Source organism: Mesorhizobium sp. (assembly GCF_004962245.1).
GTDB lineage: Bacteria > Pseudomonadota > Alphaproteobacteria > Rhizobiales > Rhizobiaceae > Mesorhizobium.
The window spans coordinates 111,181-125,888 of sequence record NZ_SUHQ01000003.1 but is presented as its reverse complement, the minus strand read 5'-3'; the positions used below and the strand labels follow the sequence as shown (position 1 = coordinate 125,888).

The following is a 14,708-nucleotide window of genomic DNA, read 5'->3' as shown; positions in this document are numbered from 1 at the left end:
GGAAGAGAAAAAGGTAGTTCCTGCTCGCCACGTCGGCCCCTCCCCGTTCGCTTGCTATGGAGGCAGGCGCTCAATCGACCTTTGTCATCGCCGCCTTACGCTCGTTGGCGATTAGCCAGAGATTGCGGATATAGATGAACAGACCCATGGCTTGGCCGGCGATAAACACCGGATCCTGTCGCTGGATGGCGTAGATCAGCAATAGGCAGCCGCCGCCGAGCGAAAAGAACCAGAAGGCGATTGGCACAACGCTGCGCTTGGCTCTTTCCGAAGCGACCCACTGCACGACGAAGCGCATCGAAAAAAAGAACTGGGCGACGAAGCCGAGCAAAACCCACGCATCGAATTGCTTGACGAAGACTTCGTGAAGCCAGGTCGCTAATTCCTGAAGCACGTTAGCCATGCCTGATTTCCTCTGTTTTTGGCATTCTCCGGCGCCTTCGGCGCAGCCACCAGACGCCGGCGAGATCAAGCACCCCTTGCAGGCCGCGATCGAAAATCCCGTAATTCGACTTGCCGTGGCGGCGGGAGCGGTCGACGACGTCGCAATGCACGACCTGGTACCCCTCCTGGATAACGAGGGCCGGAACAAAACGGTGCGTGCCATCGAAGAACGGTAATTTCCTGAGGATGTCGGTATGGATCGCCTTCAGGCCGCAGCCCGTGTCGCGGGTCTCGTCATGCAGGATGGCCTTTCTCAGCCAGTTGGCAAAACGGGACGCCAGTTGCTTGATCTTGCTGTCGCGGCGCTTCAGGCGCTCCCCTTGCGCAACACCGAAACCGGGACCGGCCTGGCGAAGAGCATCGACCAGCATCGGAATATATTGAGGATCGTTCTGGCCGTCGCCATCGATCGTGGCGACGATATTGCCGCGGGCCGCCCATGCCCCCGAACGCACCGAGAGAGACTGGCCCGCGGATTTCTCATGCCGCAGGTGGCGAAGCGGAAAAGGGTGAAGTACTGCCTGGGCGCCAAGCACCGAAGCGGTGTCGTCGGTCGAACCATCGTCGACGACGATCACCTCGAAATCGCGCCCAGCCATCGCCGCCCCGATCTCGTCGAGCAGAAGCGGCAGGTTCGCCGCCTCGTTCCGGCAAGGGATGACGATGGATATCTCCGGCATGTCGCGTCGGGCTCTGTCACAGGATATGGCATTCGATTCGATGCCGTGCGGTGCCGTTCCAGCGGGTCAGGTGCTGCAAGAACCCACTGGCGCGGCGCTTCATTACGCCAGCCGAAACGATGAAGCAAGCATGCCGGATGTCATCCACGCAGGCCCGCAAAACCGGATTCCCCTTTTGCTGATCGCGCTTGGATGCTAAACGCCCGCGTTCACGCATACCACGCCCCAGCCGCAGCGGTTGGGGCGCTTTCGGGAAAGATAAAATGTCCGCCTTCAAGTCCGATTTCCTGCGCATCATGAGCGAGCGCGGTTTCATCCACCAGATTTCGGATGATGCCGGCCTCGACCAGCTTTTCGCCAAGGAAACTGTGACCGCCTATGTCGGCTACGACGCCACGGCGACCAGCCTGCATATCGGCAATCTGATTTCGGCGACCATGCTCTACTGGCTGCAGGAGACCGGCCACCGGCCGATCGCCCTGATGGGCGGCGGCACCTCGATGATCGGCGATCCTTCCTTCCGCGACGAGCAGCGCAAGCTTTTGACGCGGGAGGCGATCGCCACCAACATCGAGGGCATCAAGCGCATCTTCGGCCGCATCCTGCGTTTTGGCGACGGTGCGGGCGACGCGATCATGGTCAACAACGCGGACTGGCTGATGAAGCTCAACTATGTCGAGTTCCTGCGCGATGTCGGCCGGCATTTTTCAGTCAATCGCATGCTGACCTTCGATAGCGTCAAGCTGAGGCTCGAACGCGAACAATCGCTGTCGTTCCTCGAATTCAATTACATGATTCTGCAGGGTTATGATTTCGTCGAGCTCAGCCGGCGATATGGCTGCCGCCTGCAGATGGGCGGATCGGACCAGTGGGGCAATATCATCAACGGCGTCGATCTCGGACACCGCATGGGCACGCCGCAGCTTTACGCCCTGACCACACCGCTGCTGACGACATCGTCAGGCGCCAAGATGGGCAAATCGGCCAAGGGCGCGGTCTGGCTGAACGGCGATCTGTTTTCGCCTTATGATTTCTGGCAGTACTGGCGCAACACCGAGGACGCCGACGTCACGCGCTTCCTGAAGATTTTCACCCGCCTGCCGCTGTCCGAGATCGCACGGCTCGCCGCTCTTGGCGGCTCGGAGATCAACGAGGCCAAGAAGGTCCTGGCAACGGAAACGACGGCCATCGTGCACGGCCGCGAGGCAGCCGAGCAAGCCGAGGAAACCGCGCGCAAGACGTTCGAGGAAGGCGCGCTCGCCGAAACGCTGCCGACCGTCGAGGTGGGCAAGGCCGATCTGGAAAGCGGCGTCGGCATATTGTCGCTGTTCGTCACCGCCGGGCTTGCCGCGTCCAATGGCGAGGCGCGGCGACACATCCAGGGCGGCGGCGTGCGCCTGAACGACCGGCCTGTGTCCGACGACCGCCAGGTGGTGACGCTTCAGGATTTGAGTCCGGAAAACGTCATAAAGCTTTCACTGGGCAAGAAAAAACACGTTCTGGTACGGCCGGTCTGACCAGAGGCCGACCCATCCCCGATAGAATCGGGATGGAATTCCGTTTTGTTTGATCATGATCTTTTTCCGAACCGGAGGTTTTGGGATCGTGTTCTACCGATACTCGAAGATCGACCTGAAAATTCCGGGCGCGATCACTGACAGTGGATTGACGTCCAGTTTCGGCTTGTTGGCGTCGCCCCTGAGCCGGTAGGTCACGCCGATCAGGCCGCCATCGCGACCGTTGCCGAGCAGCGCGCCGAACAGAGGCAGTTCGCCGAAGATGCGGTTGAGACCATAGACCGGCATGAACGTGCCGGTCATGTCCATGTTGTTGTCCTGGTCGTAAAGCGTGCCCTGGAAGGTGGTGCCGATGCGTGGGCCGCGCAGCACGCCATTGGCCAGCTTGAGGTAGCCGGTGCCCTTCTCGATCTGGGTAAAGCCGCGCTCGAACTTCACTCTCGACGTGTCGATGTCGGCTTTGACAGCTTCGTTGAGGCTGCGGCTGTCGCCCGCCGGCGTCGTCGACACGAGCGAGGCGAGTTTCGGCTCGTTGACCACAAAGAAATTCCTTGCGTCGACCTGGCCCTTCATCGGCCCATCGCTTGCCCCGACGAGCGCAAGGGTTATCGAACCGCCCTCCATATGCTCGTAGATGTTAAGGAACCGCAGGATGGCGCCGGCATCGGCCGATGTCATGTTGAGCGCGCGCCTGCCGGCGCCGGTCGTATTGCTGATGCTTATGGCAGCACCCGAACTTGCCGTGGCGCTCACCTTGAGCCCGTTCACCCTGGAGCCGGCGGCGCTGTAGTCGAGCTTCAGGCTCGACAGTGTCTCGTTGTGGAAGCCGGTCAGGGAATTGACATCGGCGCTGACGGAAATCGCGTCGGACCCGGTGGCCTTGGTGGCGGTGTCGACGTCGGACGTGAATTGCCTGATCAGCGAGCGCGCATCCAGCGCGGTGCCGCTGATGTCGATCGCGTAGCCCTTGCCCGATCGTTTCACCGACACGGCAACGTCGTCTCCCCGGTTCAACGTGACCTTGCTGAACCGCGCCGAGGACAGGGCGCCGTTGACCAGCACCACGTTGCCGTCGATCGAAAAGGTCTTCCCATTCAGGTCGAAGTCGGACAGCGTCGTGGTGCCGCCGGATTTGGTCATGGCAAATGTGACGTTGGCGGGAATGCCGGGTCCCTTGCTCCAGCCTGCCCAGGGAATGTTCAGCCTGGCATTGGTCAGGTCCGCCGAAACAGTCTCACTGTTGCCGCCGCTCTTGTCGATCGCAACCTTGACGGTTCCGGAAAGCAGGGCCGACAAGCCAGGCATGGCGGTTGCACGCATCTTGTCGTCGAGCACCAGCGCCACTTTCCGGCTGCGTGGCGGCCCGGCCTTGTTGAGCGGCTCGATCAGGTCGAGCTCGGCTGGAATGCCGTTCAGCAGCGTCTTGGCGGAGATCACGGCCTGATCGGGCGCGACCGTGATCGAACCGTCGGCGTCCGTCACCGTCTGTCCTTCGAACGGCTTGGCCAGCGACAGGCCCTTGTAATCGAGCGCCACCAGCCAATCTCGTTTCGACGGGTCGACGCCGGACTGCAGCGGAATGTCCGCCCTCACGTGGCCGGTCACCGTGCCGGACAGGTCGTCCGGCAGCAGGCCGACATGGCGCATGGCGTTGATCGGTTCATAGGAGGCAAGCTCGGCGATTGCAGACGCCTCGCCGGCAACGTCGATGTCGAGCGCGCCGATCACCGGCGGGCGGTTTGCCGCCTTGACCGTCATCGTGCCATTGCTTGCCGCCACCGTGCGGCCGCTGGCCATATAGACGCTGCCCGACGACAAAGCGATGTCGACATCGTTGCCGTGGAATTCGACAACGCCCACGGCATCGCGTATCGGCGGAATGTGGCCGGCCGTGTCAAAGCGCGATCCTTCGATCTGGAACCGGCCGAACACTTCGTCGGCGGAAAGCGGAATCCCATTGCCCAGGCGCCCCGGCACGACCTGGAACTGCAGGCTGGCGTCGACGACGCGGCCGCCGAACAGGTTTTTCAGCACCCAAAGGCGGGCCTTGCCCGCGGAAAACCAGGGCCACAACTGCTTGACATGCGAGACCGGCATGTCGTGCACGTTGAAGGCGACAGATATGCCCGGCACCTTGCCCTCGACGAACTCGACCGAAGCTGTACCCAGCGCCTCGCTGGTGGACCCGGACCTGATCCCGATCTGGTCGGCCACGAGCTTATGGCTCCTGGTCTGGTAGACACCGGCGACGCGGGCGATGAAATTGAGCGCGGGTTCGGACGATTCCGATGGTGCCAGCGTCGAACGGTCGCTGGTCAGGTCGTAACGGTAGGACGGCTCCTCGCCCGCTGTTCCAGTCGCCGGCTTAGGCCCGATCGAACCGGCGAAATCGAATGTCGAGCGACCCGTCCTCACCTGCAGCCGGTCTACCTGGATCTTGTTGGCGCCGGCGACAAGCGTCGCATCGAGATCGACGTCGGCCGAAAGCTCGCCGGCACGCGGGCCGAGATCGAGCACGGAACCGGCAAACGACACCGACGCCGTCAGCCGCGACGCGTTCTCGCCGGATCCTTCCGATCCCGCCAGCTTCAAGGCAATCGCGCCCATTTTTCCGCCTGAAGCTCCCGTAGTCTCGTCGGCCTCCGCTACCTCGACGCTGGCGTCCAATGCCGCCACGCGTCGGGTCGTCGTATCGCGGGTGGCTGAGGCAGCGATGGTGAGCGCCCTGCCGTCGACATCCGCATCCGATGAAAACTTCAGGCCGCCCGGTCCCGACTGGGCAACGGTGGCATCGGTGATCCTGACCAGTTCGACCAAGCCGGCCTCAGGCAGAACGAGGTCGACATTGCGGAGGTCGATCCGGCGCATCGAATCCTCCTGAACCGTATCGAGCGCGTGGTTGATGTTGCCGAAGATAGCATCGGCCAGTCGTTCCGGATCGATGAGGCCGTCTTGATTGCGCAGCGCCACTGTCCAGTCGCCGCCCGACGGCATCGCCGCCATCACGATGCGCGCGTCGGAAATCCTGGCGCTGGTGAGCCGCACCTCGCCCGAAAGCAGCGGGATCAGCCTCATGCCGAAGCGGACCCGTCCGGCATTGGCCATCGGCTTGCCGTCGGCGGTCTTGAGGCTTACGTCGCTGACCTGTAGTGCGATGAAGCTCGATCCGTCGAGCGTGAGACCGGCCGGTCCGACCGTGACATCGACGTCGACGCCGGCCAATTTCTCGATAGCCGTTTCCGCTTCGGCCCGTAGCCGCTCGGCGCCGAAACCGGACATGCCGATCGCATACACGGCGACGGCGGCCAGCAGCACAAGGGCAACAAGGCCGGCAGACAGCCGCGCAAGAACACGAACGCCGCGGCCGATCGACGCCTGGCCGAGCGGCGGTACGCGGCACGCGGACGGGAAGGCCCCCAGGTCGGTGATCTCATCACGCCTGAATCTGATCTTCTCGTGCTGCGGCTGCTCCTGATCCACACAATTTTCCGTTGAACGAACTCGACCGTGGACGAATCCCAGTTTGACATTATATCGATGCGGCTTGGCGCGTAACCACCAACAAGGGCATCGATATGGCTGATCTCGACGTGGGCGATCTGGCGCCGCAATTCGACCTTCCCCGCGATGGCGGCGGATCGCTCAGCCTCGCGGCATTGCTGGGAAGGCCGGTGGTGCTTTACTTTTATCCGCAGGACGACACCACAGGCTGCACCAATGAGGCGATCGGCTTTTCGCAATTGAAGCCGGAATTCGAGAAGGCCGGCGCCATTGTGATCGGCCTCTCGCCCGATAGCGTCAAAAAACACGACAAATTCAAGGCGAAGTATGACCTCACCGTCGATCTGGCCGCCGATGAGGAGCGTAAGGTGATCGAAGCCTACCATCTGTGGGTCGAGAAGAAGCTCTATGGCCGCCGCTATATGGGCGTCGAGCGCGCCACCTTCCTGATCGGCAGCGACGGACGGATTGCCAGGATCTGGCGGAACGTCCGCGTCAAGGGCCATGCCGAAGCGGTGCTGGAGGCCGTCCGCACGCTTTGACGGTGACGCCGGCAGAAGCCCTGAAAGCCTCACGTGAATCGTCAGGCGCCGAAATCTGCACCTCGTGTCCTCACGCCGATTCGGCTGCAACCCATGGGCTGCAAGGCATTGCGCTGAAGCAACCGACCGTTAACCTTAATGATGTGTAATGAGGCTTGTCGTTGATGTCGTAACGAAAGCTTGGTCCCGTGAACGCAGCCAGTCAGTCAACGGTCTTTGGCAGGCGCAAGGAGCCCCACACGGTCATTATCGCCCGGGGCAACGAGATAAGGCATTTCACGATACGGCCATGGGTGGCCGCGTTTTGCGGCTCCGCGCTGGCGGCGATCGCCATAGGCTATCTGCTGGCGACCTCCTACCTCGTGCTGCGCGACGACCTGATCGGCGCGACCACGGCACGGCAGGCGCGCATGCAGCAAGCCTATGAGGACCGTATCTCCGCACTGCGAGCCCAGGTCGATCGGATCACCAGCCGCCAGCTCCTTGACCAGCAGCTCATGGAAACCAAGGTTGGCGAACTGCTGGAACGACAGAGCCAGCTCAGCCTGCGCCATGGCCGCCTCGCCCCGATCCTCGAACGCGCCGGGAGCGACGTCGGAACGACGCCTGCCGCGGGTGCCGCTGCGTCCGCAAAGCCGGACCAACGCGCCGACGCGACCGACGCCCAGCAGCAGGCGTATTCGGTTGCCAGCGTCGGCGCCCTTGGCACAGGCGATATCAAGCCGTTCTCCTTGTGGTCGACCCGCTCCGATCCGGCGCCGAGCGACACGGCGGCTGATCGTGCCGACAAACTCTTCGTGTCGATCAACGAGTCGCTCGAGGCCATTGAAAGCCAGCAGCTCACCCGCATCACCGCGCTTGCCGACAACGCCTACAGAAACGCCGATGCGATTTCACAGGCGCTCGAGTCGGCTGGCCTGCCGGTCGACAGCGACTTCGGCAGGAGCGACGCCGGCGGCCCGCTCATACCGCTCGACAGTTCGATGGTGTTCGACAGCAAGGTAAGAGAGCTCGACGAGGCCCTGGACGCACTCGACCGCCTGAAGACGGAGGCGCGACGGCTGCCGCTCGCCAATCCCGCCCCCGGCCGCTCCGTCACCAGTCCGTTTGGCGTACGCACCGACCCGCTCCTCGGCACCGCCGCGTTGCATTCGGGGATGGATTTCAGGGCGCCGACCGGCATGCCTGCCAAGGTCACGGCGCCCGGCGTGGTCGTCAAGGCCGGCTGGAACGGCGGCTATGGCCGCATGGTCGAGGTCGACCATGGCAATGGCTTTGCGACGCGCTATGGCCATCTCAGCAAAATCAGCGTGACCGTCGGCACGAAGCTCAACGCCGGCGACGTCATCGGCAAGACCGGCAGCAGCGGCCGCTCGACCGGTCCGCATCTGCATTACGAGATCCGCCACAATGGCGAAGCCATCGACCCGCTGCGTTTCCTGAGAGTCGGCAAGAAGGTCGCGCAGTACCTTTGATCTAATTTCCTGGCACAGTTGCAGCCTATCGGCTGCACCTGCTTTTTTGGCGCTGGCGGGACAGCGCCCCCTCTGTCCTGCCGGACATCTCCCCGCTTGGGGGGGAGATCGGCGGTTATCCCGGCTTTCGCCAATTGCCAACGTCTCATGAATGGGCGCCGCGCCAAAGCTGCCAATCTCCCTCCTTGTGGGGGAGATGTCCGGCAGGACAGAGGGGGGCGTGAAGGATCTCGACATAACCGTGATCGCGCGCGATATTATTTTTGAATTCCATTTGACTGAATAAATCTTTGGTGCGAACCTCATGTCTCCTAGGGGCGCAAGAGATGGCACTGCGGGGGACCAATCAGGAGTTCGGGCGACCTTACAACAGGCGCATCGTGCTCGAATCCATTCGCCTTCATGGTCCGACCGCCCGTGGCGACATTGCCAGGCGGGTCGGGCTCACCGTCCAGACGGTATCGACCATCGTTCGCGAGTTGGAGGAGCACGGCTATGTCCTGTCCACGCGCGAAGAGCCGCGAGGACGCGGGCTGCCTCCGGCGACCCTCCGGATCAACCCGGAGGGCGGCTATGCCGTCGGCATCCACGTCACCCCCCTCGGAATCAATGCGGCGCTGATCAATCTGAGCGGAGACGTGATCGAGAGCACCTACCGCGAAGCCCTCAACGCAACGCCCGATCATGCCTTCAAACTGATCGGCGCGATGGTGCTTGAGTTGACCGGACTGCGGCCCGGCGGTCGCGTTCTCGGCATCGGCATGGCGCTGCCCGGCCCTTTCGGCGTGGAATCGATGAGCTTTATCGGCCCGACGACGATGGCCGGCTGGAAAGACGTGGCGCTTCGGGAACGGCTGGAAGCCTCGACCGGACTGCCGGCGTTTTTCGAAACCGACATGGCGGCTGCCGCCATGGGCGAGCGCCTGTACGGGCTCGGGGCGGGATATTCCGAATACTACTATCTCTATTTCGGTGTCGGTCTTGGCGGCGTCATGGTTCATGACGGAAGCGCCTTGCGCGGCGCCTGGGGAAATGCCGGCGAGATCGGACACATCCCTGTGGTGCAGGATGGCGAGCCTTGCCCCTGCGGTAATCGCGGCTGCCTCGAAAGATACCTCTCGCTCGAAGCGCTGCGGCGCCGGAACGTCAGCGACGCCGAATGGGTTGATGAAGTCGGGCCGATCTTCCGCAACGCCATCACCATCGTCGAGAATCTGTTCGACCCCGAAACCATCATCCTCGGCGGACTGGCGTCCACCGATCTGCTTGAACGGCTGGCCGGCTCGGCTGCGAACCTTCCCAACTCGGTTTCGGCGCGAGGAGACCGCACGACGCCTCGCGTCACCGTCGCACACGGCGGGCAGCACGCGGTGCTGCGCGGGGCCGCAGCCCTTGTTGTTTCCGGCGTGCTTTCGCCGCGCTTCGGCCAGATATTCACGACCGAACGCGGACGCGGGCGCGATCTCCTGCATAGCAAGGGGATCGCGGCATGATCGGAGCTCAGCCTGGCATGAGCGAACCCCTGCTGGTGCTCGACAACGTCACCAAGAACTATGGCGCGATCGAAGCGCTCAAGGGGATCAGCTTCTCGATCGGCAAGGGCGAGGTGGTGGCGCTTCTGGGCGACAATGGCGCCGGCAAATCCACATTGGTCAAGATCATCGCCGGCGGGCTGGAGCCGACCTCCGGCCGCATGCTGTTCGAGGGGAAGGACTTCCTGGCCAAGTCTCCCGCCGAGGCCAAGGCCGCGGGGATCGAGACGGTCTACCAGGATCTTTCGCTTTGCACCAATGTCGACGTGGTGGCCAATTTCTTCATGGGCCGCGAGATCACCAGGAAATTTCTTGGCGTTCCCGTGCTCGACGAACCCGCCATGGAGAACGTGGTCAAAAAGGCCCTCGCCAGCGCAGGCACGCGCATCCCCTCGTTGCGCACGAACGTCGAGCACCTCTCGGGCGGCCAGCGGCAGGCGATCGAGCTCAACCGGTTCGTGCATTTTGGCGGCAAGCTCGTGCTTCTCGACGAGCCGTTCGCAGCACTCGGCGTCGAGCAGACGCGGCGCGGCCTCGACATGATCCGCCAGGTGGCGGGCCAGGGCATCGGCGTCGTCATCATCACCCATATCATGCAACAGGCCTTCCAGGTCGCCGACCGGATCGTGGTGATCCGGCAAGGTGTCGTGGCGGGCGATGTCGCGCGCAACAAAACAAGTCCCGATGCGGTGATCGACATGATCACCGGCGAGACGCTCGCCGGTGCCGGACCGGCAAGCTGAGGGACAAAATGAGGGGTCCGGCGCAAAAGGAGCGAACGACATGAAGAAAATACTTCTTGCTGTCTTCGGTATCCTGGCACTGGCCTTTGCCACGCTCACGCCGGCATTCGCCCAGTCCAAGGGCACCGTCTACTATATGGTGCCGACACTGCTCGACGAATTCCAGACCGGCTCGGTGAGCGCTCTGGAATTGTTCCTGAAGCAGGTCGGCTACGAGATGAAGACGCTGAACGCCGATAACAAGACCGACGCTCAGCAATCGCAGATGAACGACGTCATCGCGCTGAAGCCGTCGGCGATCATTCTCGCAGCCGTCGATTTCAATGCGCTCAAGCCGTCGATCGAGGCCGCCCGCGCCGCCGGCATCCCGGTGGTCGAATTCGACCGCCAGATCACCTCAACGCCCTCCGACTTCACGTCGGTGGCGGGAACCGTCGAGATCGGCCACGTCGCCGCCGATCAGACCGAGACGCTCTTGAAGGCGAAGAACGGGTCGGTGAAAGGCAAGGTCCTCCAGGTGCTCGGCGATCCCGGCGACCCCTACACGCTCGACATCCAGAAGGGTTTCGAGGAGAAGATGAAGGCGTTCCCGGACGTCACGATCATCTCGGTTCCGGCCATGCAATGGGAAGCCAGCAATGCCGGCACCATCGTTGCCGACCAGATGCTCGCCAACCCGGATATCGACCTGATCTTCAGCCACGCCGCCCATCTCTCGGTCGCTGCCGTCGCCTCGCTCGAGGCCGCTGGCAAGAAGCCGGGCGATGTCATGCTGATGAGTTCGAACGGTGCTCCGGTCGGCCTCGACCTGATCCGCAAGGGTTGGCTCAACGTCGAAGTCGAGCAGCCGCTCTACGCTCAGGCCGCCGCCGTCGCCATGTTCATGGACAAGGTCGTCAACAAGCAGGAGATCAAGCCGGGCGAGTACGACGTGCTCGGCCTGAAGTCGACCGTGACCATTGAGGCCTGGGGGCCGAACATCAAGATCCCCGGCGCTGCAATCACCAAGGAAAACGTCGACAACCCGGCCTTCTGGGGCAATATGAAACCGCCTTCGGACACCGTGAAGCCGGTCGAATAGCCAAGTCGCCTGGGGCTCCGGGCCACGCCGGCCCGGAGCTCGACCTCCGCAGCCCAGCACGTCCGAACGGACGTGCAAGGAACGCTGCAGCGATTTCAATCCGCGCATGATGCTCCGGGAATCGAATTGATTTTCGGGGGCCACGCGCCAGCCGGATCAGCACATGAATCCCCGCACGCGCCGCGCCCTTGAGTTCGTCCTCGACAATCTTGTCTGGTTCATGCTGGTCTTCGTGCTGGTGGTCTTCTCCATCTTCGTTCCGAACTACTTCCAGCTCGGCATATTCGCCAACATCATCGAGGCATCGAGCGTGCTTGGCGTCATGTCGATCGGCCTGGCGCTGGTCATCATCACCGGCCACATGGACCTGTCGGTCGAATCCGTGGCGGCGCTCAGTGCCATGGCGGTCGGGATCCTGTTCTGCTCGTCGGGTATCGGCCTTGGTGTCCAATTGCACCCGGAATGGCTGATGGTCCCGGTTTCGCTGCTTATTGCTTTGATCGTCGGCGGCATCATCGGTGTAATCAACGGCTACCTGGTGGTGAAGGTGAAGATGAGTGCTTTCATCATCACGCTGGCGTCCTACATCTGGGTGCGGGGCCTCGTGCTGGTTATTTCCGGCGGCCGCTCGGCACAGGATCTTGCGCCGGCAATCCGCTGGTTCGCCATACAGCGCCTCCTTGGCCTGCCGCTCACCGCCTGGATCGCCATTGCATGTTTCGTGATCTTCTCGCTGATCATGGCCAAGACACCATTCGGCAGGCACCTCATCATGATTGGCGGCAACGAGACCGCAACCTTCCGCGCCGGCATCCGCGTGAACCGCAACCTCGTCATTGCCTTCGTTCTCGCTGGCGCCATCGCCGGCCTGGCCGGCTGGCTGCTGGCGATCCGCACCTCCGGCGCCACCGCCAATCTCGGCGTCGGCCTGCTGTTCAACGCCTTCGCCGCCGTCGTCATCGGCGGTGTCAGCCTGAAGGGCGGCGTCGGCACCTTGCCCGGCGTCTATGCCGGCGTGCTGTTGCTGTCGGCCATCAACACGGCGATCAACCTCATGGGCCTTCCGGCCAACTTCACCCAGGTGATCCACGGCCTGCTCGTGCTTGCCGCCGTGCTGCTCGACGCTTTCAAGCAAACCATTCGCCAGAGGCTGGCATGACCGGCCGTCCAGAGATCGGAAGACTTTCGGACAAGGTCGCGCTGATCGTCGGCAGTGCCCGCGGCATCGGCAAGGGCATCGCACAACGCTTCGCCGAAGAGGGTGCGAAGCTGGTCCTGGCCGATACTGAGGTCGAGGCCGGGCAAGCGACCGCGGGCGAGCTCGGTGCCGCCTTCATCCGCACCGACATCTCGCAGATGGCGGATGCGGAGGCCGCCGTCGCCCTGGCGCTCGAACATCACGGCCGTCTCGACATCCTGGTCCAGAATGCCGGCATCTACCCCTGGCAGTTGTTGGAAAACACCAGTCCGGATGACTGGGACCGTGTCATGGCGGTCAATCTGCGCGGCACTTTCAATGCCGCCCGTGCCGCGCTCGTGCCGATGAAGACGCAGCATTTTGGCCGCATGCTGTTCACCTCCTCCATCACCGGTCCGCACGTCACCAGCCCCGGCCACGGTCATTATTCGGCGACCAAGGCCGGCATCAACGGCCTGATCCGCTCGGCCGCTCTCGAATTTTCGGGCTATGGCATCACCGTCAACGGAGTCGAGCCGGGCAATATCCTCACCGAGGCAATCCAGCTGCATCGCGGCCCGGCCTTCATCAAGAACATGGAAGACGCCATCCCGCTCGGTCGTCTCGGCAGTCCTCGCGACGTGGCCAATGCCTTCCTATTCCTCGCCTCGGACGATGCCAGCTACATCACCGGCACGACCATCATCGTCGACGGCGGGCAGCTGCTGCCCGAAGGCAAGGATTTTCGGTTGCTCCCGCCATGATTTCCTGCGCCAGGCAATGGCGGCCGATCGCGCAGCGCTTGCCTGATCTGCCTCAAGACCGGCGATGCGCCCAACTGCCGAGAGATTGCATCTATGTCGCCAGGCGGCTTGCCTTTGCGCCAGCGAAGCGATCGACCCACTGCACGTCCTGACGATGCCTTGGGATGAGCGGTGGACAATTCCCTGCCCAAACATCGATAGTCCGCAAGGCCAATTTGAAGCGTCAGGTCGCGACTGGGATGCGGCTTTGCAATCATTGGCATCGTGAAATGGCTCGTCCGTGGCGACGAGTTGGGCGTTGACGACGGTGAAAGGTGTGGTGCGTGACCGAGACGTTTCTCTATTTCGCCTACGGATCAAACATGGACATTCGACAGATGACGGAGCGCTGTCCCGGCGCCGAAGTCGTGGGCACGGGTTATTTGCCAGGCCATGCCCTGTGTTTCCCCAGGATGTCTGTGAAACGCAATTGCGGAGTGTCATCGGTGGAACCTCTGGAAGGAGCCGAGGTCTGGGGCGCCGTCTACCGCTTGACGGCCATCGACCTGGCTCTGCTCGATCAGAAGGAGGGCTACCAGCCCGGCCGGAACCGGAACCTGAACAGCTACACTCGCCTCCCGGTAATGGTGACAATGAATGGCGTGGCAACCGAAATGCAGATCTACGTCGCCGAACCGCAAGCTGGGATGTTTTTGCCGGACACGGCCTACCTGCGGCATATTCGGGATGGCGCCAGACATCACAAGCTGCCGGATGACTATTTGGCCTGGCTTGAGACGCTGGCCTCAAGCCAAGAGGCTTGACTGCTGACGCAGGCGAACGCCCCGAAGCGGTCGCATAATGGTGGCAATTGGTGGGCGATGACGGGCTCGAACCGCCGACATCTTCGGTGTAAACGAAGCGCTCTACCAACTGAGCTAATCGCCCGCTCCGGGCCGGACCTTTAAGCAGTTAGGGCAGGCTTCGCAAGGCCAAATGAGCACGCAATGCCCTCGCCGCTGACTGGTTTCGGCAACAAAGTTCGGCTTGTCAAAAAACCTTCTCCTGTTTGCTGTTATGCTGTGACGGCGCGCTTGACACCCAGTGGCGAACCCCTTATCCACCGCCCAACGACGAACACGGCAATACGTGCTCGTCTGTGCGCGGGTGTAGCTCAGTCGGTTAGAGTGCCGGCCTGTCACGCCGGAGGTCGCGGGTTCGAGCCCCGTCACTCGCGCCATTTCTCAATCACTTGGCCAGTTGGGTGGGTGAA

Annotated in this window: 13 protein-coding genes and 2 tRNA genes; 10 read left to right on the top strand and 5 right to left on the bottom strand. The window is 62.6% G+C overall.

Annotation, left to right across the window (positions count from 1 at the left end):
• Positions 1-70: 70 nt before the first annotated feature.
• The 3 genes from E5X88_RS04230 to E5X88_RS04220 are packed head-to-tail and all read right to left on the bottom strand — an operon-like array spanning position 71 to position 1,401.
• A complete protein-coding gene (locus E5X88_RS04230; RefSeq protein ID WP_292158565.1) occupies positions 71-403 on the bottom strand; it encodes a lipid-A-disaccharide synthase N-terminal domain-containing protein in 333 nt (110 codons plus the stop codon).
• Positions 396-1,124 (bottom strand): glycosyltransferase family 2 protein, encoded by a 729-nt coding sequence (locus tag E5X88_RS04225; RefSeq protein WP_292158564.1) that lies wholly within the window; start codon positions 1,122-1,124, stop codon positions 396-398. The genes E5X88_RS04230 and E5X88_RS04225 overlap by 8 nt, the downstream gene beginning before the upstream one ends.
• 16 nt (positions 1,125-1,140) lie before the next feature.
• Positions 1,141-1,401: a hypothetical protein gene (locus E5X88_RS04220; protein WP_292158562.1), complete on the bottom strand. Its 261-nt coding sequence runs from the start codon at positions 1,399-1,401 to the stop codon at positions 1,141-1,143.
• On the opposite strand from E5X88_RS04220, the gene tyrS reads away from it, so the two are divergent.
• Positions 1,388-2,641 carry a tyrosine--tRNA ligase gene (gene tyrS / locus E5X88_RS04215; protein WP_292158561.1) on the top strand — a complete coding sequence of 418 codons (1,254 nt, stop codon included), beginning with the start codon at positions 1,388-1,390 and terminating at the stop codon, positions 2,639-2,641. The two genes, E5X88_RS04220 and tyrS, sit on opposite strands and share 14 nt — an antisense overlap.
• A 93-nt stretch (positions 2,642-2,734) precedes the next feature.
• Here tyrS and E5X88_RS04210 read toward each other — a convergent pair whose 3' ends face one another.
• Positions 2,735-6,121: a DUF3971 domain-containing protein gene (locus E5X88_RS04210; protein ID WP_292158560.1), complete on the bottom strand. Its 3,387-nt coding sequence runs from the start codon at positions 6,119-6,121 to the stop codon at positions 2,735-2,737.
• Between the two features lie 95 nt (positions 6,122-6,216).
• On the opposite strand from E5X88_RS04210, the gene E5X88_RS04205 reads away from it, so the two are divergent.
• The 8 genes from E5X88_RS04205 (at position 6,217) to E5X88_RS04170 (ending at position 14,259) form a co-directional block, all read left to right on the top strand.
• Positions 6,217-6,684, top strand: a complete 468-nt coding sequence (locus E5X88_RS04205; RefSeq protein ID WP_292158559.1) for a peroxiredoxin — start codon at positions 6,217-6,219, stop codon at positions 6,682-6,684.
• A gap of 188 nt (positions 6,685-6,872) precedes the next feature.
• Positions 6,873-8,159 carry a M23 family metallopeptidase gene (locus E5X88_RS04200; protein ID WP_292158558.1) on the top strand — a complete coding sequence of 429 codons (1,287 nt, stop codon included), beginning with the start codon at positions 6,873-6,875 and terminating at the stop codon, positions 8,157-8,159.
• A gap of 326 nt (positions 8,160-8,485) precedes the next feature.
• Positions 8,486-9,652, top strand: coding sequence for an ROK family transcriptional regulator (locus tag E5X88_RS04195; RefSeq protein WP_292158557.1), 1,167 nt, complete (start codon positions 8,486-8,488; stop codon positions 9,650-9,652).
• Between the two features lie 17 nt (positions 9,653-9,669).
• The gene (locus E5X88_RS04190) at positions 9,670-10,434 is read left to right on the top strand and encodes an ATP-binding cassette domain-containing protein (RefSeq protein WP_292158556.1); all 765 of its coding nucleotides are present in this window, start codon (positions 9,670-9,672) and stop codon (positions 10,432-10,434) included.
• Between the two features lie 40 nt (positions 10,435-10,474).
• The gene (locus E5X88_RS04185; protein WP_292158555.1) at positions 10,475-11,515 is read left to right on the top strand and encodes a sugar ABC transporter substrate-binding protein; all 1,041 of its coding nucleotides are present in this window, start codon (positions 10,475-10,477) and stop codon (positions 11,513-11,515) included.
• A 163-nt stretch (positions 11,516-11,678) separates the two neighbouring features.
• Positions 11,679-12,674 carry an ABC transporter permease gene (locus E5X88_RS04180; protein WP_292158554.1) on the top strand — a complete coding sequence of 332 codons (996 nt, stop codon included), beginning with the start codon at positions 11,679-11,681 and terminating at the stop codon, positions 12,672-12,674.
• On the top strand, positions 12,671-13,456 hold the full coding sequence (locus tag E5X88_RS04175; RefSeq protein WP_292158552.1) for an SDR family NAD(P)-dependent oxidoreductase: 786 nt from the start codon (positions 12,671-12,673) through the stop codon (positions 13,454-13,456). Before E5X88_RS04180 ends, E5X88_RS04175 begins: the two co-directional genes overlap by 4 nt.
• A 323-nt stretch (positions 13,457-13,779) precedes the next feature.
• Positions 13,780-14,259, top strand: a complete 480-nt coding sequence (locus E5X88_RS04170; protein ID WP_292158549.1) for a gamma-glutamylcyclotransferase family protein — start codon at positions 13,780-13,782, stop codon at positions 14,257-14,259.
• A 48-nt stretch (positions 14,260-14,307) separates the two neighbouring features.
• Here E5X88_RS04170 and E5X88_RS04165 read toward each other — a convergent pair.
• Positions 14,308-14,383 (bottom strand) — tRNA-Val (locus E5X88_RS04165).
• A 215-nt stretch (positions 14,384-14,598) separates the two neighbouring features.
• Between E5X88_RS04165 and E5X88_RS04160 the strand changes: the two genes are divergently transcribed.
• A tRNA-Asp gene (locus E5X88_RS04160) sits at positions 14,599-14,675 on the top strand.
• Positions 14,676-14,708 lie beyond the last annotated feature (33 nt).

What these genes read in the sequence shown, in the direction of transcription:
- E5X88_RS04230 (WP_292158565.1), bottom strand. Translation starts at nt 403, where the DNA reads ATGGCTAACGTGCTTCAGGAATTAGCGACCTGGCTTCACGAAGTCTTC.
- E5X88_RS04225 (WP_292158564.1), bottom strand. Translation starts at nt 1,124, where the DNA reads ATGCCGGAGATATCCATCGTCATCCCTTGCCGGAACGAGGCGGCGAAC.
- tyrS (WP_292158561.1), top strand. Translation starts at nt 1,388, where the DNA reads ATGTCCGCCTTCAAGTCCGATTTCCTGCGCATCATGAGCGAGCGCGGT.
- E5X88_RS04205 (WP_292158559.1), top strand. Translation starts at nt 6,217, where the DNA reads ATGGCTGATCTCGACGTGGGCGATCTGGCGCCGCAATTCGACCTTCCC.
- E5X88_RS04195 (WP_292158557.1), top strand. Translation starts at nt 8,486, where the DNA reads ATGGCACTGCGGGGGACCAATCAGGAGTTCGGGCGACCTTACAACAGG.
- E5X88_RS04190 (WP_292158556.1), top strand. Translation starts at nt 9,670, where the DNA reads ATGAGCGAACCCCTGCTGGTGCTCGACAACGTCACCAAGAACTATGGC.
- E5X88_RS04185 (WP_292158555.1), top strand. Translation starts at nt 10,475, where the DNA reads ATGAAGAAAATACTTCTTGCTGTCTTCGGTATCCTGGCACTGGCCTTT.
- E5X88_RS04180 (WP_292158554.1), top strand. Translation starts at nt 11,679, where the DNA reads ATGAATCCCCGCACGCGCCGCGCCCTTGAGTTCGTCCTCGACAATCTT.
- E5X88_RS04175 (WP_292158552.1), top strand. Translation starts at nt 12,671, where the DNA reads ATGACCGGCCGTCCAGAGATCGGAAGACTTTCGGACAAGGTCGCGCTG.